At 68.2% G+C, this 19,499-nt stretch carries 16 protein-coding genes; 9 read left to right on the forward strand and 7 right to left on the reverse strand.

What is annotated here, in order from left to right; translation table 11 throughout:
- The first annotated feature begins 153 nt into the window (after nt 1-153).
- Nucleotides 154-1,458, forward strand: coding sequence for a helix-turn-helix transcriptional regulator (locus AB0L97_RS03280; RefSeq protein ID WP_364424895.1), 1,305 nt, complete (start codon nt 154-156; stop codon nt 1,456-1,458).
- Nucleotides 1,459-1,718: 260 nt separating this feature from the next.
- Nucleotides 1,719-2,378, forward strand: a complete 660-nt coding sequence (locus tag AB0L97_RS03285; RefSeq protein WP_364424896.1) for a QsdR family transcriptional regulator — start codon at nt 1,719-1,721, stop codon at nt 2,376-2,378.
- Between the two features lie 380 nt (nt 2,379-2,758).
- On the opposite strand, the gene AB0L97_RS03290 is transcribed toward AB0L97_RS03285, so the two are convergent.
- Nucleotides 2,759-3,079, reverse strand: coding sequence for a cupin domain-containing protein (locus tag AB0L97_RS03290; RefSeq protein WP_355074789.1), 321 nt, complete (start codon nt 3,077-3,079; stop codon nt 2,759-2,761).
- A 72-nt stretch (nt 3,080-3,151) separates the two neighbouring features.
- On the opposite strand from AB0L97_RS03290, the gene AB0L97_RS03295 reads away from it, so the two are divergent.
- The gene (locus AB0L97_RS03295; protein ID WP_364424897.1) at nt 3,152-4,552 is read left to right on the forward strand and encodes a PLP-dependent aminotransferase family protein; all 1,401 of its coding nucleotides are present in this window, start codon (nt 3,152-3,154) and stop codon (nt 4,550-4,552) included.
- Nucleotides 4,553-4,640: 88 nt separating this feature from the next.
- Here the strand turns inward: AB0L97_RS03295 and AB0L97_RS03300 are convergent, their stop codons facing one another.
- The 5 genes from AB0L97_RS03300 to AB0L97_RS03320 all read right to left on the reverse strand — a co-directional run bounded on the left by AB0L97_RS03300 (nt 4,641) and on the right by AB0L97_RS03320 (nt 11,184).
- Nucleotides 4,641-6,281: an MFS transporter gene (locus AB0L97_RS03300; protein ID WP_364424898.1), complete on the reverse strand. Its 1,641-nt coding sequence runs from the start codon at nt 6,279-6,281 to the stop codon at nt 4,641-4,643.
- Entirely contained in the window at nt 6,278-7,246 is a 969-nt protein-coding gene (gene egtD / locus AB0L97_RS03305; RefSeq protein WP_364424899.1) for an L-histidine N(alpha)-methyltransferase, read from the reverse strand. The genes AB0L97_RS03300 and egtD overlap by 4 nt, the downstream gene beginning before the upstream one ends.
- A gap of 46 nt (nt 7,247-7,292) precedes the next feature.
- Nucleotides 7,293-8,480 carry a hypothetical protein gene (locus AB0L97_RS03310; RefSeq protein ID WP_364424900.1) on the reverse strand — a complete coding sequence of 396 codons (1,188 nt, stop codon included), beginning with the start codon at nt 8,478-8,480 and terminating at the stop codon, nt 7,293-7,295.
- 63 nt (nt 8,481-8,543) lie between these two features.
- The gene (locus tag AB0L97_RS03315) at nt 8,544-9,764 is read right to left on the reverse strand and encodes a hypothetical protein (RefSeq protein WP_364424901.1); all 1,221 of its coding nucleotides are present in this window, start codon (nt 9,762-9,764) and stop codon (nt 8,544-8,546) included.
- 502 nt (nt 9,765-10,266) lie between these two features.
- On the reverse strand, nt 10,267-11,184 hold the full coding sequence (locus AB0L97_RS03320) for a LysR family transcriptional regulator (protein ID WP_364424902.1): 918 nt from the start codon (nt 11,182-11,184) through the stop codon (nt 10,267-10,269).
- Nucleotides 11,185-11,324: 140 nt separating this feature from the next.
- On the opposite strand from AB0L97_RS03320, the gene AB0L97_RS03325 reads away from it, so the two are divergent.
- Together AB0L97_RS03325 and AB0L97_RS03330 are read left to right on the forward strand one after the other, a co-directional pair.
- Entirely contained in the window at nt 11,325-12,701 is a 1,377-nt protein-coding gene (locus AB0L97_RS03325; protein ID WP_355074803.1) for an MFS transporter, read from the forward strand.
- Nucleotides 12,698-13,444, forward strand: coding sequence for a 3-hydroxybutyrate dehydrogenase (locus AB0L97_RS03330; RefSeq protein WP_364424903.1), 747 nt, complete (start codon nt 12,698-12,700; stop codon nt 13,442-13,444). The genes AB0L97_RS03325 and AB0L97_RS03330 overlap by 4 nt, the downstream gene beginning before the upstream one ends.
- A gap of 8 nt (nt 13,445-13,452) precedes the next feature.
- Here the strand turns inward: AB0L97_RS03330 and AB0L97_RS03335 are convergent, their stop codons facing one another.
- Entirely contained in the window at nt 13,453-13,986 is a 534-nt protein-coding gene (locus tag AB0L97_RS03335) for a TetR/AcrR family transcriptional regulator (RefSeq protein WP_355075038.1), read from the reverse strand.
- A gap of 153 nt (nt 13,987-14,139) precedes the next feature.
- Here AB0L97_RS03335 and AB0L97_RS03340 point away from each other — a divergent pair, with 153 nt between their 5' ends.
- Genes AB0L97_RS03340 through AB0L97_RS03355 form a run of 4 tightly spaced genes read left to right on the forward strand, consistent with a single transcriptional unit; the run spans nt 14,140 to nt 19,431 of the window.
- Entirely contained in the window at nt 14,140-15,738 is a 1,599-nt protein-coding gene (locus tag AB0L97_RS03340; RefSeq protein WP_364424904.1) for a carboxyl transferase domain-containing protein, read from the forward strand.
- Between the two features lie 5 nt (nt 15,739-15,743).
- Nucleotides 15,744-17,792, forward strand: a complete 2,049-nt coding sequence (locus tag AB0L97_RS03345) for a biotin carboxylase N-terminal domain-containing protein (protein WP_364424905.1) — start codon at nt 15,744-15,746, stop codon at nt 17,790-17,792.
- Complete coding sequence (locus AB0L97_RS03350; protein WP_355074811.1) at nt 17,789-18,949, forward strand: acyl-CoA dehydrogenase family protein; 1,161 nt, start codon at nt 17,789-17,791, stop codon at nt 18,947-18,949. The genes AB0L97_RS03345 and AB0L97_RS03350 overlap by 4 nt, the downstream gene beginning before the upstream one ends.
- The gene (locus tag AB0L97_RS03355) at nt 18,946-19,431 is read left to right on the forward strand and encodes a MaoC family dehydratase (protein ID WP_355074813.1); all 486 of its coding nucleotides are present in this window, start codon (nt 18,946-18,948) and stop codon (nt 19,429-19,431) included. Before AB0L97_RS03350 ends, AB0L97_RS03355 begins: the two co-directional genes overlap by 4 nt.
- Nucleotides 19,432-19,499: the final 68 nt, after the last annotated feature.

Consider the following 19,499-nt stretch of genomic DNA (forward strand, 5'->3'; position numbering starts at 1 on the left):
ACTGCATCGACCGGGCGGAGCCACATGGAGCCCCCTCCACAGATTGTCAACTGCGAGGGAACAGCTGTGCGATATCTGCGGTTGTCCCTCCCCACCTGCGCGATCGTGCTTAAAGTCGCTCCATCACAGTGAATTTCGAGGTCAGGGGACAAGGTGCGGGACAACGAGATCGACGGCGTTTGGGAGTCGCCGCAATTCCGCAAATTGCTCGCCGAAGGACGGCCCGGTCAGGCCCTCGCCCTCGTCCGCAAAGAAATGGGCCTGTCCCAAGCCGATTTCGGAGCACTGCTGCACTGGGACCGCACCCACGCGGGACGAGTCGAGCGCGGAGAAGTAGGAACCATCTTCGACATTCGCGAACTGGTCCGCGCCGCCGACGCGCTGGGCGTGCCGCGCACCGCGTTGCTGCCAATCTTGCTGGGTCCGGCCGATCCGAGGACCATCGAAGATGGGGGTGAAGGAGCCGACGACATGGACCGCAGACAATTCGGCCTGGCAGCGACGATCACGACATTGGCGGCGAGCGCTCCGGCCGCTGGGGTGCCGACGCGAGTGGGGTCCAGCCATGTCGGCTACTTGCAGACCCTGACACAACGTATGTGGCAGCACGATAATCACTTCGGCGGCGGGGACATCGCCGAATTCGCACTTCGCCAATACGGTTTGGCTCGTCGCCTGCTCGACCACGGCACCTATGGCCGGGAAACCGGCGTCCGGCTGTTGGCCGAGACGAGCCGCCTCGCGCGGTGCGCGGGCTGGCTTTGTCTGGACGCCGGTCGCCCAGCCGTCGCCCGGCGGTGCTACGTCGAAGCGGTGCTGATGGCAGAGCAGACCGACAACGACGAACTGCTCGCCAATGCGCTGGCCAGCTTGACGTTTCTGACCACAGACCGGCCGACCAGCCGAGAACCGGTGCGGCTGGCACAGCGGGCCAGTCACCTTGCCCGCCGGATCCCATCGGCTCGGCTGAATGCCGTTCGCTCCGCGCGGGAGGCCGTGGCGCATGCGGCGATCGGCGAACGACAGGACTTCGATCGGGCGATGACGCGCGCCTGGCGCGAGGTCGATCGAGGGCTCGACGATGTCGACGAGCCGGTATGGCTGCACCACGTGACGCCGCTCGAGATCCGATCCATCGAGGCCAGGGGCCGGGTCTATCTGGGCCAGCACGATCGGGCGGTGGGCATCTACCGGGAAACTATCGGCACCCGCGGCACTCAGCGTCCGCGCGACGAAGCCTCGTACCGCGCCTACTACGCCGCAGCCCTCGCGGGCCTCGGCGACACCACCTCCGCCATCACCGAAGCACACACCGCCCTCACCCTCCTCGAAGGCCCCGTCAACTCCCCACGCCTTCTGGCCGAACTACGCCCCGTCCGCGCCGCCGCCACCCGCACCCACGGCGAGGACGCCGAACACCTCCGCCACCGCTTCGACACACTCGCCCGCACGGCGTGACCTGGCTCGACAAGACATGTAACTGCGCAGCGCAGCCGCCGAGACCAAATGCGTCAGATCGGCGGTTGTCCCTTCAAACCTGCACGATTGTGCTCAAAGACGGCTCATGACACCGGGTTCGGGTCAGGAGGCCGAAGTGGCGGATAGTTCAGTGTTGCACCAGAATAATTATCCGTAGCTTTCTTGCAATGTTTCTCCGAAATGTAGCATACTGTGACGGTCGGCACGCATTCCGAGACAACCGCAGGGAGGTGCGCAGGATGCCAAGGCAGGACCCCCACTCCGCCGACACACCGTTGCGGCGCCATCTCGACGGCACCGCGACGTCGCGTCCGACCGCTCTCGACGCCTTCCGCGAAGCCCGCAAAACCTTCCTCGCCGGCGACCGTGTGGACATGCAAGCGCTGGCCAAGGAGCTCGCCGTTGACCGCGCCACCCTGTATCGCTGGGTCGGCTCCCGCGACCAATTGCTCACCGAGATTCTCTGGTCACTGATCGAACCGACCCTCACCCGCTCGCGGAAGACCCACTGCCACTCCGGACCTCCCGCCGCGCCCAATCAGTCCCCCGCCGCAGCCGTCATGAACGAGGCCATGCGCGCCGTCAACACGAATCCGGGCATGCAGCGCTTCATCGACCGCGAGGGCGAACTGGCCCTGCGCCTGCTGACAACCAAAGCGTCCGGTTTCGAGGCTCGACTGATCGAGCTGATCGCCGAGATCGTGCGCGAGGAGACCGCCGCCGGTCGCCTGCAGTCGTCGATTCCTTCCGAAGATCTGCCGTACGTACTGGTCCGCGTCATGGAGTCCTATACCTACCTCGGGCTCATCACCGGCCAGCAGCCCGACCATGATCGTTCCGCCAGGGTTGTCAACGCACTCCTACCCTGCGGGACGATTAGCGGTCCGGATGCGGAGTAGGCCACCGGAAGCTGCGTGACGACAGGTGTACACCTCTTCAGCGGAATCCCCGCTTCCCCGCGAACCCGACGTCCACATCAGGTTTACCGGACCTGCCGGCGTATTCGACTACGTAGCTTGTCGAACAGCAGTCCGAAACCTGTTGCGAAAATGGTCCGAGAGTCACTGTCCGGAAGTATCGGCATCCGAAGTCGGCGATCCAAGCATTGAATATGATCGGCTGCCTTGTGAACGACTGTGGCTACTTCCCTGACTCCTATCGCGCCTACTACGCCGCCCCGGTACCACGAGGAGCTGACCAGGCTGCCGCGGCATAGGGAGCCGCACTGACAGTTCACTCAGCGCGTCGCAGCTTCTACCGCTGTCGCGTGCGTCCTCGGCTAATTGCCGTATTGCTTGGTTTCCGGCCGTTCGATCATGATCGCGTGAGCTGGTTCCTCGGCCACCGGTCGGTGTTCGACTCCGCGAGGAACCACGAAGATCTCGCCGGGACCAAGTGTTACCGCCGCATGGTCCTGCATTTCGATGCGGAAGGTGCCGTTCCAGCAGAGGAACAGCTCGTCTTCGTCGTGGTGATGCCAGGGGAATGCGCCGTGCAGGCGAGCGATGCGCACCACGGCGTCGTTGGCGGTGGCCAGGTCGCGCGGCTGCCAAGGACCGCTCAGGTCGTCGACGACATCGGTAATGGAGATCTTGCTCATGGGTTCATCGTCGCCGTGGCGAGGTCGGGACCCTAGAGCCAATCAGGCAGAATTGGTTTGCATATGGAGCCAATGGAACTTGCTGATCGGCTCGGTCGCTGGTCGACCGACCGAGGTCCGCTCTATGTCCTGCTGGCGCGGCGACTGCGGGCGTTGATCGATGACGGTGAGCTGCGGTCGGGCATGCGGCTGCCGCCCGAGCGCAAACTGGCGAAGGCTCTCGCGGTCGGGCGCAGTACGGTGGTAGCGGCATACGATCTGCTCGGCGCGGATGGTCGCGTGGTGCGCCGCCAGGGCAGTGGCACCCGGGTCGCGGGAACCGAGACGGTCCCGGCTCGCGAGACCACCCATTCCCCGGCCTTTTTGCAACTGCTCGAGCCGAGCGCCGATGTCATCGCGCTCGCTTGTGCCGCTCCGGGGAAACCGCCGCCCGAGTTGGCCCAGGCATATCGGCGCATCGCGCCCGAGCTCGCCGCGGTCGAGGGCGACATCGGGTACCACCCAACCGGACATCCGCTGTTGCGCAGGGCGATTGCCGACCGATATCGAGCGCGTGGCGTGCCAACCGATCCGGAGCAGATTCTCGTCACCGGCGGCGGACAACACGCGCTGTCGCTACTCGCCCGCGCACTGCTTCGGCCCGGTGACCACGTCCTGGTCGAGGCGCCGACGTACCCGGGCGCGCTCGAGGCGTTTCGCGAGGCCGCGACGGTACTGCGGACAGGCCCGGTCGGCTTGGGCACGGTAACCTCGGCGGCGCTCGCGTATGTCGTTGCGACATGCCACAACCCCACAGGTACGGTGCTTCCCGCGCCGGGACGGCGGGCCCTGGTCGAGTCGGCGAGAAGGGCCGCGGTGCCTTTGGTCGATGACGAGGTGCTGGCCGATCTCGGATTCCCTGGCACCGATCCGCCACCACCGCCGTTGGCCCACTATGACGAATCGGTGATATCCATCGGTTCGCTCAGCAAGGTCGTCTGGGGCGGGTTGCGTGTCGGTTGGGTGCGGGCACCGGTCCCGGTGATCGCCCGGTTGTCTCGGCTGCGCGCGGTGCACGACCTCGGCGGCAACATCCCAGCACAGTTAGCCGCCACCTGGCTGCTCCGCGATCTCGACCGATTGCGGGAACGAATCTCGCAGCAGCGCAGAGAAGGTCACGACCTGCTGGTGGCCGAACTGGCCGCGCGTCTGCCGAAATGGGACATCCCCACGGTGTCCGGTGGCCAGACGCTGTGGATCCGACTGCCCCATGGGGACGGCGCCTCCTTCGCTCAGCGCGCACTGCGACACGGGGTCGCGATCTTGCCCGGTGCCGGGCTTGATGCCTCCGGCGGCAGCATCGACCGCATACGGATCAGTTTCGTCGCCGAACCCCACGACCTGCGCGAAGCCGCACGCCGATTAGCCGAGGCATGGCGGACCTACGAACCACCTGACCAGCCCGTCGCGGTGTCACCCCCGCTTGCTATTTGAACGGACTTCCGTTCCGGCTGCGCTGCACCGTCCGAGTGGCGCGAACGCGTGCCGACCCGCACGCACGGCGTAAGCGGCCGACCCGCACTCACTCGTTCCGCATACGTTGACCGGAGCGGTTTTCCGGCCGTGTGGTCGAGTGGGTAGGTCGCGGGCGGCGAACGTCGTGGTCCGACGGGCCGCCGCCCGGTTGCCGACGCGAACCCCGGCCGCGGCCCAGCCGACGACCTCGCGACGGGGTCGTCCGCGACTCGCCGATGTCCACCGCGTCCGCCGAAAAGGGAAGCAGGTCGCTCGGCCATCGCGCCGCAGGTGGGGCGGCCACCGTGGCCCTTGCCGGTCGAGGCATGAGGGTCGCGGCGAGTGTGGCGCCCGAGGCGAACAGGGCAGAGCAGATCCACATGGCCGCGCGGTAGCCCGCGCCGAACGCGACGCCGTCGGTGAGCGGCGTCCGGGAGATGCCGACCAGGCCGGGGATCGCGGCGATGGCGAGTAACTGGGCGATGCGGGCGATCGCGTTGTTGACCCCGGAGGCGATGCCCGCCTCCTCGATCGGGACCGACGCGAACACGGATTCGGTCAACGGAGCCACGAACACCGCCATGCCCGCGCCGAGCAGGAGGACGCCGGGCAGCACCGCGGTGGCATACGAACCGTCCGCATCGATTCCGGCCAATGACATTGCTCCGGCGGCGGATAGCAGCAGGCCGATGGTCATCGGCAGGCGCGCACCGTGCCGCTGCGCCCACCGCCCGATCCAGCCCGACGACAGCAGCATGATCGCGGTGATCGGGATCGTCGCGGTTCCGGCGACGAGAGGGGAATACCCCGCGACGATCTGCAATTGGAGCAGCAACAGGAACAGCACACACCCCAAGGCGGCATACACCGGCAACGTCACCAGATTGACCGCGGTGAATTGCCGCGACCGGAACAGCGCGGGCGGGACCAGCGGGTTGCGGACGCGGGTCTGCACGATCACGAAGACGGCCACGAGCGCGGCGCCGGGAACCTGCATCCCCGGGTGTCCTGCGATGAACCCGTAGGTCAGCGTCACCAGGCCCGTGACCACCACCGCCGTGCCGATGAGGTCCGGCCGCGCCGGCGCGTACGGATCTCGGGACTCCGGGACGCGGCGCATCGACACGACGGCCACGGCCACGGCCAACGGGACATTGATCAGGAACACCGAGCGCCATCCGGCCAGTTCCACCAGCCAGCCGCCGACGATCGGCCCCACCGCACCCGCCACGCCCCCGAGACCGGACCACATGCCGATCGCCGCGCCTTGATCGCGCGGATCCAGCGACGCCGCGATCAGCGCGAGACTGCCGGGCGTGATCAGCGCACCCGCGACCCCCTGCACCACCCGCGCCGCCACCAGCGTCGCGACGTCCGGCGCGACTCCGCACCACGCCGAGGCCAGCGCGAAGACCACACTGCCCCAGACGAATACCGCGCGACGGCCGTACCTGTCACCCAACGCCCCGCCCACCAGGATCAGCGACGCCAAGGCGAGGGTGTAGCCGCTCACCACCCATTGGAGATCCACCATGTCGGCGCCGAGGTCCGCCCCGATCCGCGGCACGACGAGATTGACCACGGTGGTGTCGAGGGAGACCAGCGCCGAACCGAGCACGGCGGCGGCCATGATCCACCGGCCCGCGCCGGACCGCAGCCGGGGACGTTCGGCGAACGTCGCCCCGCCCGCCGCGATGAGGTCGCTCATCTGCCCGCGAGCACCACGGCGAAGCGCTCGGCGGGATCGGTCCAGGATCGCTGCGCCGGGAGCCCGGCAGCGGCCAGCTCGGCGTGGAAGTCCGCCAGCCGGAACTTCGCCGAGATCTCGGTGCGCATCTGCTCACCGGCGGCGAACTCGAGCATCAGATCCAGGTCCGCGACGGTCACCGTCATGTCGGCGGTGGCCTCCAACCGCATCTCGATCCACCGGTTGCCGGGATCCCACACGGCGACGTGCGCGAACCGCGAGGGTTCGAAATTCGCGCCGAGCCGGTTGTTCACCACGTGCAGGATGTTCCGGTTGAACTCGGCCGTTACGCCCGCGGCGTCGTCGTATGCGGGCACCATGACGGCCGGATCGGTCACCAGGCCCACGCCCAGCAGCAACTGTTCCCCCGGCTCGAGCACGTCGTGCAGGCGCCCGAAGAACTCGGCCCGCTCCGCCGGGACGAGGTTGCCCAGCGTGCCGCCGAGCAGCGCGACGATCCTTCGCCCACGGCGTGGCAGCCAGTCGAGCCCGTTGGTGAAATCACTGACCAGGCCGTGGACCTCGAGCCGGGGGAACTCCGCGTTGATCCACCCGACCGCGTCCCGCAGAGCGGACTCGGAGACGTCCAAGGGCACATACGAGCGCAACGAGCCGTGTGCACTGAACGAACGCAGCAGCAGACCGGTCTTCTCCGAGGATCCCGAACCGAGTTCGATCAGCTCCGTCGCGTCGGAGGCCCCGACCGCGATCTCCTGAGCGCAAGCGTGCAGCAGCGCGCGCTCGGTGCGGGTCGGATAGTACTCGGGCAGGTCGGTGATCGCCTCGAACAGTTTGCTGCCACGGGTGTCGTAGAACCACTTGGGCGGCAGCCATTTCCGCGGTCCGGACAGTCCGGCCATGACATCCGTGCGCAGTGCTTCGGCCAGATCCGCCTCGGTGATCCGGATGTCGATCGTCGCTTCCATCGGGATGGTTCCTTCCAATGCCAGTACCGGGGTTTCGCGTCCGGCTTCACGACGCCGGAGCGAGCGCGTACCTGTCGCGGGTCGATTCGGCCCAAGCGACGACGAGGGGGGACAGCAGCCCGGCGGCCAGCAGGACGAATCCCGTGATGTACCAGCCGACGACGCCGACATCGACGCACAACCAAGCGAGCAGCGCCGGGCCGACGGTGTCGGCCATTCGTAAGCCGATGCTGAAAACACCCAGGTACGCGCCGATTTCCCGCGGCGGGGCGAGCAGGTTCGACGCTTCGAAGCCGCCCGCCGTCTGCCACAGCTCCCCCACGCTCAGGATCGCGCCGCCCGCGACCAGGATGAGCACCGCGATCCAGCCGCCGTGGCCGCGCGCGGCCGCGAACAGGACGCAGGCGATCAGGAACGCCCAGCCGCAGCGCCGCAGCGCCGCGCCCGCCGCTGGGACGTCGAGGACGCGCCTGCTGGCGCGGACCTGGAATAACACGACGATGGCGATGTTGAGCATGTCGAGCGTGGCGATCGACCAGCGCGGCGCCGTGGTCGCGCCGATTATCCACAAGGGAATGGCGACCGACTGGACGCGGTACTGCAGCGACAGCACACCGTCGAGCGCCGTCAATGCCAGATACGGCCGGTCGCGTAGTGCCGCCCACCGGCTGCGGCCGCCTGGCGACTCGGCATCGACGGATCGCAGCGCGGGCAGTCGGCCGACCAGCAGCGCCGCCAGGGCGAGAAATACCGCTCCGACGACGATCGCCGCGCGATAGAGCAGGGCGGAGTCGAATTGCACCGCCAGCGCGGACATCCCGATGCCGACGGCGATGCCGACGTTGAGCACCGACCGCGTGTACGCCCGGAACTCGTTGGCCCGGTCGGTGCCGATCTTGGTGATGATCGCCGTGGTCAGCAATTGCACGCAGGCCTGCCCCGCGGCCGCCGCGGGAACGACGAGCAAATACATCGCGAATCCGTCGACCGCGAGAAATCCGAGCGTGGCGAGAGCGGCGACGATCAGACTGCGACGCAATACCAGCAGCGGATCATGCCGATCCGAGAGTTTGCCGACGAGTACTCCGCCGACAACGCAGGCGGCGCCGGCGACGCTCAGCCCCACGCCGACCCGCATCGGCGAAATCCGCACGATCCTGGTGAAATACAGGACCACGGTGGACAAATAGATTCCGCTGGAGACAGCGGACGCCGCGGTGATCAGGGTCAGCATGCGCTGCGGACCCGGCGGCGGTACAGCTACGGAGAGCCGAGACACGAGAGAAGTCCGAGCAGATCAGGCGACCGCCGCCGCGACAGGTGAATCGAGCGCCGTGCACATCATTCGGAACCCGGCCACGGTGCGGCGCACCGATTCCAGTACTTCCGCGGTCGACTTTCCGCGGATGCGGAATGCCGCACCGATATCGGCATAGCCGAACGTTTCGGTGATCACCGACCCCACCTGCGGAATCGAGCAGTGGTACGGGGCGTAGGCCTCCGGGACCGCCCAGTGCACGGCCACCACCCGGCACGGCGGCGTCACCGGCGGGTGGATGAGCAGTTCGGCGACCACCTCGCCGTCGGTGAGCGGCGCCGTGGCGGGCGTCCGGCCGAGCTGGATGTCGACCGCCGCGCCGAGCAGGTCGTATCGGTGCACCTCGCGCCACATGTGGGTGGTTTGCCCGCCGCACGCGCGCGCCGCGACCTCCAGAAACTGGACGCGGGGAGAATCGCCGTCTCCGCCGACGAAGAATTCCAGATGGAATACGGTCGGGACACCAGGGCTGAGTGCGGAAAGAACCGATTCGGCGAACTCGGTCAATGTACCGGTCAATGCGGGATCGTCGACCTCGATATAGCCCAGGCTTTCCGCTTCGTTGGCGAAATCGAGGCATGTTCCGAGATATTTCGAAGCGCGCCACGGCCCGAGTTGGGAACCCGTCCACACGCCGTCGATGGCGCCGACTTCGTCCGGGCAGAATTCTTGGACCAGAAATGGTTCGGACGCGAGGTCCGGCAATGCGGCGAGATCCGCTTCCGAACTCAGCTTGACCACATCGCGGCTGCCGGCGCCGAATCTGGGCTTGACGATGATCGGGAAACCGGACTCCGCGGCGAATTCGGCGACCGAGGACAGGTCGGGTGCGGCGCGGAATGCGGGAACGGAGACGTTCCGCGCGGCGACCGCTTGGGCCATTGTCAGCTTGTCGCGGAACCGGGTGACGTATTCCGCCCGGTCACCGGGGATGCCGAATTCCGCGCGCAGTTCCGCCGCCGGGAGTAGGTCGAACTCGTGCAGTGCGACAATGCGTTCCGGCGTGCCGAACCGTGCCGCGAGATCGCGCACGGCACCGTGCACCGGAGTCGCGCCGTCGAGAACCGTGACCGCCGCCGCCTGCTCGGGTATCCCGTCGGGCAAGCCGCTCGCGCAAACATAGGTGACAAGATTGCGAACGTGATCGATACGCTCGGTATACGGAACATCGACACCACGTACGCGGTGGATCACGGTCACGTGTGGTAGCACAGATTCCTCCGTTTGAAGTCGGCTCACTGAACTCAAATAAGGCGCCGGAGACGAAGACAGAGTTACGACTCCGCCAACGCCCGGCAGCGCGGCGGAGAAACATCTGGTCAGGAGAATGATTGTGCGTTCACGTAGCGCGTGATCTATGCCTCATACTGCTGAGTATGCACCTTCCCAACACTGGCAATTCTTCCCCGAAATGAGAAATGCCCGCATGTCTGACCACGTTGTACGCTGGCCTGTTCACCTCACCGGCGTCGCTGGCGGCGACAGCATGAAAACATCTGTTCAGCGATTGCTGTGAGTTTTCTTTGAGATAGCTGTGCGCTGTCCAGATGGTCGGAAACCAGTAATTTGGATCACAGCGCGCCGCCAGGCCGGACACCTCGCCCGCTGAGCCACCGAAGCCGCACGGGCAGGAGTGAGGCCGAGCATGCCGCCAGGAGCGGACGAAGACGACTCGCATCGCCCCCGGGGCCGGAGTCGACCGTCAGTGCCGACGACCGAGGAGGATGTCGCGCTGATCGGCGACCACGGCGCGGATCGCGGCGACGACGGCGGCCACTTCCGGGCGGCGAAGGGTTTCGGTGCGCGCGACGAGCCAGTAGCCGAGGGTGACGGTCACCGAATCGGCCAGCACGCGAACGAGGTCCGCGTGGCGATCGGCCATGAAGCACGGCAGCAGGCCAAGGCCCGCCGAGGCGCGCGTGGCCTCGACGTGCACGAAAACATTGGTGGACGTGACCGATTCGCGCATCGCGGGTACGAAGCTGGAGGCCAAGTCGAGATCGTCGACTTGCAGCATGGAATCGATGAAGTAGACCAGCGGATACCGGGACAGGTCGTCGATCGTCGCGGGTGCGCCGTTCTCGTACAGGTATTCGCGGGAACCGTAGAGGCCGAGACAGTAGTCGGCCAGATGCGTGGCGGTGGCGCGGTGCACTTGCGGCTCGCCCACCACGATCTCGAGATCCAGCCCCGAACGCTGCTGCGAGGCGCGCCGGGTGATCGCCACGATTTCCACCGAGATCTTGGGGTGCCGCCGCTGCACCTCCGCCGCCGCGGGCGCGGCGATGTAAGCGCTGAAGCCGTCGGTCGCCGAGAGCCGGACCACCCCCTCCAGCACCCGGTTTCCGTCGGCGTCCGCGGCCAGCGACTTCACCGCCGACTCCACCGCCTCGGCCGCGGCCAGGGCTTCCCTGCCGAGATCGGTCAGCTCCCAGCCACCGGTCACCCGGGTGAGCACCCGGCCGCCGAGGGTGTGCTCGAGCGCGGCGATGCGCCGGGAGATGGTGGTGTGGTTGATGCCGAGTTCGTCGGCCGCCGTCACGAATCGGCCGGAGCGCCCGACGGCCAGGAGGACGAGGAGGTCGTCCGCGCTGGGACGACCAGGAGTGGCCGGGCGCATATCTGCATCTTTGCAGAGACGCACTGCACAAATGGTCATTGCGGCGCAATTCCTCTGCACCAATACTCGGTGCAGCCAAGCATTGTGGGGGCCGTCACATCGGGAACGAAGTGTGGCCCCGGGCACGAAGGAGAAGTGCGATGAGGGAGCACAACGCCGTAGCGGCGGATTCGGGCGGCACGACCAGCGGCCTGCGCCGCGTGGTGGCCGCGTCGATGGCGGGCACGGTGGTGGAGTGGTACGAGTTCTTCCTGTACGGCACCGCCGCCACGCTGGTGTTCAGCAAGGTGTTCTTCGCCAAGGGCACCAGCGACCTGGACGCCATCCTCGCCGCGTTCATCACCTACGCGGTCGGTTTCGCGGCGCGGCCGCTGGGCGGCGTGGTGTTCGGGCACTTCGGCGACAAGTACGGCCGCAAGAAGCTGCTGCAGTTCAGCCTGGTGCTGGTGGGCAGCGCGACGTTCCTGATGGGCTGCCTGCCGACCTTCGGGCAGATCGGCTACTGGGCGCCCGCGCTGCTGGTGGCCCTGCGCTTCATCCAGGGCTTCGCGGTCGGCGGAGAGTGGGGCGGCGCGGTGCTGCTGGTCGCCGAGCACAGCCCGAGCCGCAGCCGCGGATTCTGGGCGAGCTGGCCACAGGCAGGCGTACCCGCGGGCAACCTGCTGGCGACGGTGGTGCTGCTGGTGCTCACCTCCACGCTGTCGGACGAGGCGTTCCTCGGCTGGGGCTGGCGGGTCGCGTTCTGGTTGTCGGCGGTCGTGGTGCTGATCGGCTACTACATCCGCACCAAGATCACCGACGCGCCCATTTTCGTCGCGGCGCAGCGGGAAGCCGAGCAGATCAAGGCGACCTCGCTGAGCGTGGTGGAGGTGCTGCGCCGCTACCCGCGCGGCGTGTTCACCGCGATGGGGCTGCGTTTCGGCGAGAACGTCATGTACTACCTGGTGGTCACGTTCACCATCACCTATCTGAAGACGCAGGTGCACGCCGACACCCAAGTGATCCTGTGGTGGCTGCTGGCCGCGCACGCGGTCCACTTCGTGGCGATCCCGCTGGTGGGCAACCTGTCCGACCGCATCGGCAGGCGGCCGGTCTACCTGATCGGCGCGCTCACCGCGGGCACCTGGGGCTTCTTCGCCTTCCCGATGATGGACAGCGGCCACAACGTGGTCATCATGTCCGCCATCGTCATCGGCTTGATCTTCCACGCCTTCATGTACGCCGGGCAGCCCGCGATCATGGCCGAGATGTTCCCCACCCGGATGCGCTATTCCGGTGTGTCCCTCGGCTACCAGGTGACCTCGATCGTGGCCGGTTCGCTGGCGCCGATCATCGCCGTCCGGCTGCTGAACACCTACCACTCCGCGGTGCCGATCGCCTGGTACCTGGCGGGCGCGGCGGCGGTGAGCGCGATCGCCGTGCTCGTCGCACGAGAGACGAAGGGACTGACCTTGGAGAGCATCGATCACGCCGATGCCGAGACCCTCGGCGCGCGCACCGAAGTGACCGTGCGATGAGCGATCTGGCGGGGCGCAGCGCCCTGGTCACCGGCGGCGCGAGCGGCATCGGCGCGGCGTGCGCCCGCGCGCTCGCGGCGCGGGGGGCCACGGTCACGGTGGCCGACGTCGACGACGTCGGCGCGAAGACCGTGGCCAGGGAGCTGGGCGGCAAGTCGTGGGCGGTGGACCTGCTCGACGTCGCGGCGCTGGAGGAGCTGGAACTCGACGTCGACATCCTGATCAACAACGCCGGGGTGCAGCACGTCAGCCCGATCCAGGACTTCGCGCCGCAGCGCTTCCGCGACCTGCTCACGCTGATGGTCGAGGCCCCGTTCCTGCTGGTGCGCGCGGCGCTGCCGCACATGTACCGGCAGGGCTGGGGACGGATCGTCAACATCTCCTCGGTCCACGGCCTGCGCGCCTCCGAATACAAGGTCGCGTACGTGACGGCCAAGCACGGCCTGGAGGGGCTGTCCAAGGTCACCGCGCTGGAGGGCGGCCCGCACGGCGTCACCAGCAATTGCGTGAACCCCGGCTATGTGCGGACGCCGCTGGTGGACAAGCAGATCGCGGATCAGGCCAAGGCGCACGGCGTGCCCGAGCAGGAGGTGGTGGAGAAGATCCTGCTCACCGAGAGCGCGATCAAACGGCTCGTCGAGCCGGAGGAGGTCGCGTCGCTGGTGGCCTGGCTGGTGTCGCCGGAGGCGGGCATGGTCACCGGCGCGGCCTACACGATGGATGGCGGGTGGAGCGCGCGATGAGGGCGCGCTCACCCGAGCGCGGTCAGCGCCATTCCGCGCAGCACCGGCCGGGCGCGTGCCGCGGTCGCCTCGCTCGCGCTGTGCGGGGTGGAGTTGATCAGACCGAAGGCGGCGTGGGCCTGCACCCGCGCCGCCTCCTCGGGTAGTTCGGGATGCAGCTCGCGCAACACGCTCACCCAGATCTCCACGTACTGGCGCTGGGTGCGGCGGATCTCGCGGCGGGCCGCAGCGGGCACGTTGTCCAGGTCGCGGTCCTGGATGCGGATCAGCTCCGGCTCGCCGAGCGCGAAGTCCAGATGGTGATCGACCAGCCCGGCGAGCGCCTCCTCCGGGGAGTTCGTGCCCGCGACCACCTTCTTGCCGCCGTCGAGCAGGCGCTGACTCACCCCGACCAGCAGCTCGATCAGCAGCGCTTCCTTGTTCGGGAAGTGCCGGTAGACCGCGGGGCCGCTGATGCCGACGGCGGCGCCCAGGTCGTCCAGGCGCATGCCGAGGAAGCCGCGATCGGCGATCAACCGCGCTCCCGCTTCCAGCAGTTGCATCCTGCGTTGCGCCTTCAATTGCTCACGACGCGTCGGCGCGACGGATTCGGCACTGGTCACACGCGGTCCTTTCGGCCGATCTGGACAACTCGGTTAATCAAGACTAACCTGAATTTCAGTTATCGTCGACTAACTGGACGACAGGATTACGTGATGACCGTTATCGAAGAGGTCGTCGGGAACCGCGCCGCGCACGCGGCGTTGGTCGACGATCTGCGCGCCCGGCTGGCCGCCGCGGCGCTGGGCGGGCCCCAGAAGGCACGCGATCGCCACGTCGCGCGGGGCAAACTGCTGCCCAGGCAGCGCGTGGACCAGCTGCTGGACCCGGGGAGCCCATTCCTCGAGCTGTCCCCGCTGGCCGCGACCGGAATGTACGGCGACGACTCCCCCGGCGCCGGGATCATCACCGGGATCGGCCGGGTGTCCGGCCGGGAATGCGTGATCGTGGCCAACGACGCGACGGTCAAGGGCGGCACCTACTACCCCATGACGGTGAAGAAGCATCTGCGTGCGCAGGAGATCGCATTGCAGAACCAGCTGCCGTGCGTCTACCTGGTCGACTCCGGTGGCGCGTACCTGCCGCACCAGGACGAGGTGTTCCCCGACCGGGAGCACTTCGGGCGCATCTTCTACAACCAGGCGACCATGAGCGCCAAAGGGATTCCGCAGATCGCCGCGGTGCTCGGCTCCTGCACCGCGGGCGGCGCCTACGTGCCCGCGATGAGCGACGAGGCCGTGATCGTGCGCAACCAGGGCACCATCTTCCTCGGCGGCCCGCCGCTGGTGAAGGCCGCGACCGGTGAGGTGGTCACGGCCGAGGAACTCGGCGGCGGCGAGCTGCACTCGCGCACCTCCGGCGTCACCGACCACCTGGCCGAGGACGATCAGGACGCGCTGCGCATCGTGCGCCGCATCGTGGCCACGCTCGGCCCGCGCACGCCGGTCCCGTGGGACGCGCGGCCCGTCATCGCGCCCGCCGCGCCGGAATCCGAGCTCTACGACGTGGTGCCGACCGACCTGCGCACTCCCTACGACGTGCGCGAGGTGATCCATCGCGTCGTCGACGGGACCGTCGAGGGCGAGAGCGGGTTCCACGAGTTCAAGGCCGAATACGGCAAGACCTTGGTCACCGGGTTCGCGCACATCCACGGACATCCGGTGGGCATCGTCGCCAACAACGGCGTGCTGTTCAGCGAATCCGCCATGAAGGGCGCGCATTTCATCGAGCTGTGCGACAAGCGCAGTATCCCGCTGCTGTTCCTGCAGAACATCACCGGCTTCATGGTCGGCCGCGACTACGAGGCAGGCGGCATCGCCAAGCACGGCGCGAAGATGGTCACCGCGGTGGCCTGCGCCCGCGTGCCGAAGCTCACCGTCGTCATCGGCGGCTCCTACGGCGCGGGCAACTACTCGATGTGCGGGCGCGCGTATTCGCCGCGGTTCCTGTGGATGTGGCCGAACGCCCGGATCTCGGTGATGGGTGGCGAGCAGGCGGCGTCGGTGCTGGCGACGGTGCGCGGCGACCAGCTCGACAGCAGCGGGCAGCCCTGGTCGGCCGCGGACGAGGAGGCGTTCAAGGCCCCGATCCGGGACCAGTACGAGAGCCAGGGCAACCCCTATTACTCGACGGCCAGGTTGTGGGACGACGGCGTGATCGATCCCGCCGACACCAGAACCGTGCTCGGGCTGGCGCTGTCGGTGTGCGCGCAGGCCCCGCTCGAACCCGTCTCCTACGGCGTTTTCCGGATGTGATGACGATGCTGAACAGATCCGTTCCCGTCGGATTCGACACCGTGCTGGTCGCCAACCGCGGCGAGATCGCGGTGCGGGTGATCCGCACTCTGCGCGCCTTGGGGATTCGCTCGGTGGCCGTCTACAGCGACGCCGACGCCGACGCCCGCCACGTCCACGAAGCCGACACTGCGGTGCGTCTCGGCCCGGCCCCCGCCCGGGAGAGCTACCTCGCCATCGACCAGGTGGTGGCCGCCGCCGTGCGCACCGGCGCGCAAGCGGTCCACCCCGGCTACGGGTTCCTCTCGGAGAACGCCGCTTTCGCCGCCGCGCTGGCGGAGGCGGACATCGTCTTCCTCGGACCGCCGGCCCGCGCCATCGAGGTGATGGGCGACAAGATCACCGCGAAGAACACCGTGGCCGCGTTCGGTGTCCCCGTGGTGCCCGGCATCGCCACCCCGGGCCTGACCGATGACGAGCTGATCGCCGCGGCCGCCGAAGTCGGCTATCCGGTGCTGGTCAAGCCGTCCGCGGGCGGTGGAGGCAAGGGCATGCGCCGGGTGGACGATCCGGCCCGCCTGCCGGAGGCGCTGCGCAGCGCCCGGCGCGAGGCCGCCGCCGCGTTCGGCGACGACACGCTGTTCCTGGAACGGTTCGTCACCCGGCCGCGGCACATCGAGGTGCAAATTCTCGCCGACCAGTTCGGCAACGTGCTGCATCTGGGCGAGCGCGAATGCAGCTTGCAGCGCCGCCACCAGAAGGTGATCGAGGAGGCTCCCTCGCCGCTGCTGGACGCGGCCACCAGGGCCAGGATCGGCGCGGCGGCCTGCAACACCGCGCGCAGCGTGGACTACGTGGGCGCGGGCACCGTGGAGTTCATCGTCTCCGCCGACCAGCCGGACGAGTTCTTCTTCATGGAGATGAACACCCGCCTGCAGGTAGAGCATCCGGTCACCGAGCTGGTCACCGGCGTCGACTTGGTGGAATGCCAGGTCCGGGTGGCGGCCGGGCAGAAGCTTGCGGTGGCGCAGGACGACATCCGGATGGTCGGGCACGCGATCGAGGCCAGGGTGTACGCCGAGGATCCGGGGCGCGGGTTCCTGCCCACCGGCGGCACGGTGCTCGACCTCGACGAGCCGGAAGGTCCCGGCGTCCGGGTCGACTCGGGCCTGCGGATCGGCACGCGCGTCGGCAGCGATTACGACCCGATGCTGTCGAAGGTCATCGCGCACGCCGGTGATCGCGCCGCCGCGCTCGCGAAACTGGATCGCGCGCTGGCCGACACCGTGCTGCTCGGCGTGACCAGCAATATCGAATTCCTGCGTTTCCTGCTCGCCGACCCGGACGTGGCCGAAGGACGGCTGGACACCGCCCTGCTGGACCGGCGGGTCGCCGACTTCCGGCCCGCCGCCGTGGGCGACGACGAGTTCGTCGCCGCGGCGGCCTGGCACTGGGTGCGCCGCTGGCCCGCCGCGCCGCGCGACCCCTGGGAGGTGCCCTCCGGCTGGCGGATCGGGGCCGACGCGCCGACGCCGATCCGGCTCGCGGGCGGCGAGCGGGTCGAGCACGTCTACCTGTCCGGCACGCCGGACGACGGCACGGTGCGGGTCGACGAGGGCGAAAGCCGCGCACTGACCGCGGTATTCACCGCCTCCGGCGATCGATGCGCGGGCGAACTCGCCCTCACCCTGGACGGCCTGCGCCGCACCTACCGGGTCGCCGAGCAGGACGGCTTGTTGTGGGTGGCCGGACCGTCCGGCATCGCGGTGCTGCGCGAAGTGGCCGAGGTCAACGTGCGCGGCGGCGACGAGCACGTGGGCGACGCCGAGATCCGCTCCCCCATGCCCGGCTCGGTGATCGCGGTGCCGGTCGCCTCCGGCGCCGCCGTCGCGGCGGGCGATCCGGTGGTCATCGTGGAGGCGATGAAGATGGAGCACTCGCTCACCGCGCCGGTCGCCGGAACCGTCGAACTACTGGTCGAACCCGGCGCGCAGGTGCGCCTGGACCAAGTGCTGGCGCGCGTCGTCGCGCAGGCCGCAACGAATCCCACCGAACGAGAAGGAATCCCCGCATGACCGACTTCCTGTCCACCGGCACGCTGCCGGAGGAGTACCGCGATCTCGCGCTGACCGTGCGCGACTTCGCGCGGTCGGTGGTCGCTCCGGTGGCGGCCGAGCACGACGCGAACCACACCTTCCCGTACGAAGTGGTCGCGGGGATGGCCGAGATGGGCCTGTTCGGCCTGCCGTTCCCGGAGGAGTACGGCGGCATGGGCGGCGACTACTTCGCGCTGTGCCTGGCGCTCGAGGAACTGGGCAAGGTCGACCAGAGCGTGGCGATCACGCTGGAGGCGGGCGTCTCGCTCGGCGCGATGCCGATCTACCGCTTCGGCAACGACAAGCAGAAACAGGAATGGCTGCCGCGGCTGACCAGCGGCCGCAACCTCGCCGCGTTCGGGCTCACCGAACCGGGCGCGGGCAGCGACGCGGGCGGCACCAGGACCACCGCGGTCATCGACGGCGGCGAATGGATCATCAACGGCAGCAAGCAGTTCATCACCAATTCCGGCACCGACATCACCAAGCTCGTCACGGTGACCGCGGTGACCGGGAACACCGGCGGCAAGAAGGAGATCTCGACGATCCTGGTGCCGACCGACACACCCGGTTTCGTCGCCGAGCCCGCGTACAACAAGGTCGGCTGGAACGCCTCCGACACCCATCCGCTCAGCTTCACCGACGTCCGCGTCCCCGAGGAGAATCTGCTCGGCGAGCGCGGGCGCGGTTACGCGAACTTCCTGCGCATCCTCGACGAGGGCCGCATCGCCATCGCCGCGCTCGCGGTCGGCGCCGCGCAGGGCTGTGTGGACGAGAGCGTGCGCTACGCCAAGGAGCGCGAGGCGTTCGGCCAGGCGATCGGGCGCAATCAGGCCATCGCGTTCAAGATCGCCAGGATGGAGACGCGGGCGCACGCCGCGCGCACGGCCTACTACGACGCGGCGGCGCTGATGCTGGCGGGCAAGCCGTTCAAGAAGCAGGCGTCCATCGCCAAGCTGGTGGCCAGCGAGGCCGCCATGGACAACGCTCGCGACGCGACACAGATCTTCGGCGGCTACGGCTTCATGAACGAGTACGCCGTCGCCCGGCACTATCGCGACAGCAAGATCCTGGAAATCGGCGAGGGGACGACGGAGGTGCAGCTGATGCTGATCGGACGGGAGCTGGGCCTGTGACCCGGCGGACGGTCGTGCAGCGCGGCCTGTGGTTCGAGGAGTTCGACACCGAGGTGGTCTACGAGCACCGCCCCGGCCGCACCATCACCGAGGCGGACAACGTCCTGTTCACCACGCTCACCATGAACACCCAGGCGCTGCACCTGGACGCGGCGTTCAGCGATCGATTGCCTCCGTTCAATCAGCGGTTGGTGAACTCGATGTTCACCCTGTCCACGTTGATCGGACTGTCGGTGGCGCAGTTGACCCAGGGCACCATCGTGGCCAATCTCGGCTTCTCGGAGGTCGCTTTCCCCAAGCCGCTGTTCCACGGCGACACCATGTACGCCGAAACCGTGGTCACCGACAAGCGCGAATCGAAGAGCCGTCCGGGCGAGGGCATCGTTACCTTCGCGCACACGGCGCGCAATCAGCACGGCGAGGTCGTGGCCACGGCGGTGCGCAAGACGCTGGTGCGCAAGGCTCCGGAGGGCGTGGCATGAGGCGTCCGGTCCGGGTGAGACAACCCAAGGTCACCACGAACAGCGATGCGGATGCCCACAACCGACCC

The sequence above is a fragment of the Nocardia sp. NPDC051911 genome, assembly GCF_040681035.1.
Classification (GTDB): Bacteria; Actinomycetota; Actinomycetes; order Mycobacteriales; family Mycobacteriaceae; genus Nocardia; species Nocardia sichangensis.

What these genes read in the sequence shown, in the direction of transcription:
- AB0L97_RS03285 (WP_364424896.1), top strand. Translation starts at nt 1,719, where the DNA reads ATGCCAAGGCAGGACCCCCACTCCGCCGACACACCGTTGCGGCGCCAT.
- AB0L97_RS03290 (WP_355074789.1), bottom strand. Translation starts at nt 3,079, where the DNA reads ATGAGCAAGATCTCCATTACCGATGTCGTCGACGACCTGAGCGGTCCT.
- AB0L97_RS03295 (WP_364424897.1), top strand. Translation starts at nt 3,152, where the DNA reads ATGGAACTTGCTGATCGGCTCGGTCGCTGGTCGACCGACCGAGGTCCG.
- AB0L97_RS03300 (WP_364424898.1), bottom strand. Translation starts at nt 6,281, where the DNA reads ATGAGCGACCTCATCGCGGCGGGCGGGGCGACGTTCGCCGAACGTCCC.
- egtD (WP_364424899.1), bottom strand. Translation starts at nt 7,246, where the DNA reads ATGGAAGCGACGATCGACATCCGGATCACCGAGGCGGATCTGGCCGAA.
- AB0L97_RS03310 (WP_364424900.1), bottom strand. Translation starts at nt 8,480, where the DNA reads ATGCTGACCCTGATCACCGCGGCGTCCGCTGTCTCCAGCGGAATCTAT.
- AB0L97_RS03320 (WP_364424902.1), bottom strand. Translation starts at nt 11,184, where the DNA reads ATGCGCCCGGCCACTCCTGGTCGTCCCAGCGCGGACGACCTCCTCGTC.
- AB0L97_RS03325 (WP_355074803.1), top strand. Translation starts at nt 11,325, where the DNA reads ATGAGGGAGCACAACGCCGTAGCGGCGGATTCGGGCGGCACGACCAGC.
- AB0L97_RS03330 (WP_364424903.1), top strand. Translation starts at nt 12,698, where the DNA reads ATGAGCGATCTGGCGGGGCGCAGCGCCCTGGTCACCGGCGGCGCGAGC.
- AB0L97_RS03335 (WP_355075038.1), bottom strand. Translation starts at nt 13,986, where the DNA reads ATGCAACTGCTGGAAGCGGGAGCGCGGTTGATCGCCGATCGCGGCTTC.
- AB0L97_RS03340 (WP_364424904.1), top strand. Translation starts at nt 14,140, where the DNA reads ATGACCGTTATCGAAGAGGTCGTCGGGAACCGCGCCGCGCACGCGGCG.
- AB0L97_RS03345 (WP_364424905.1), top strand. Translation starts at nt 15,744, where the DNA reads ATGCTGAACAGATCCGTTCCCGTCGGATTCGACACCGTGCTGGTCGCC.
- AB0L97_RS03350 (WP_355074811.1), top strand. Translation starts at nt 17,789, where the DNA reads ATGACCGACTTCCTGTCCACCGGCACGCTGCCGGAGGAGTACCGCGAT.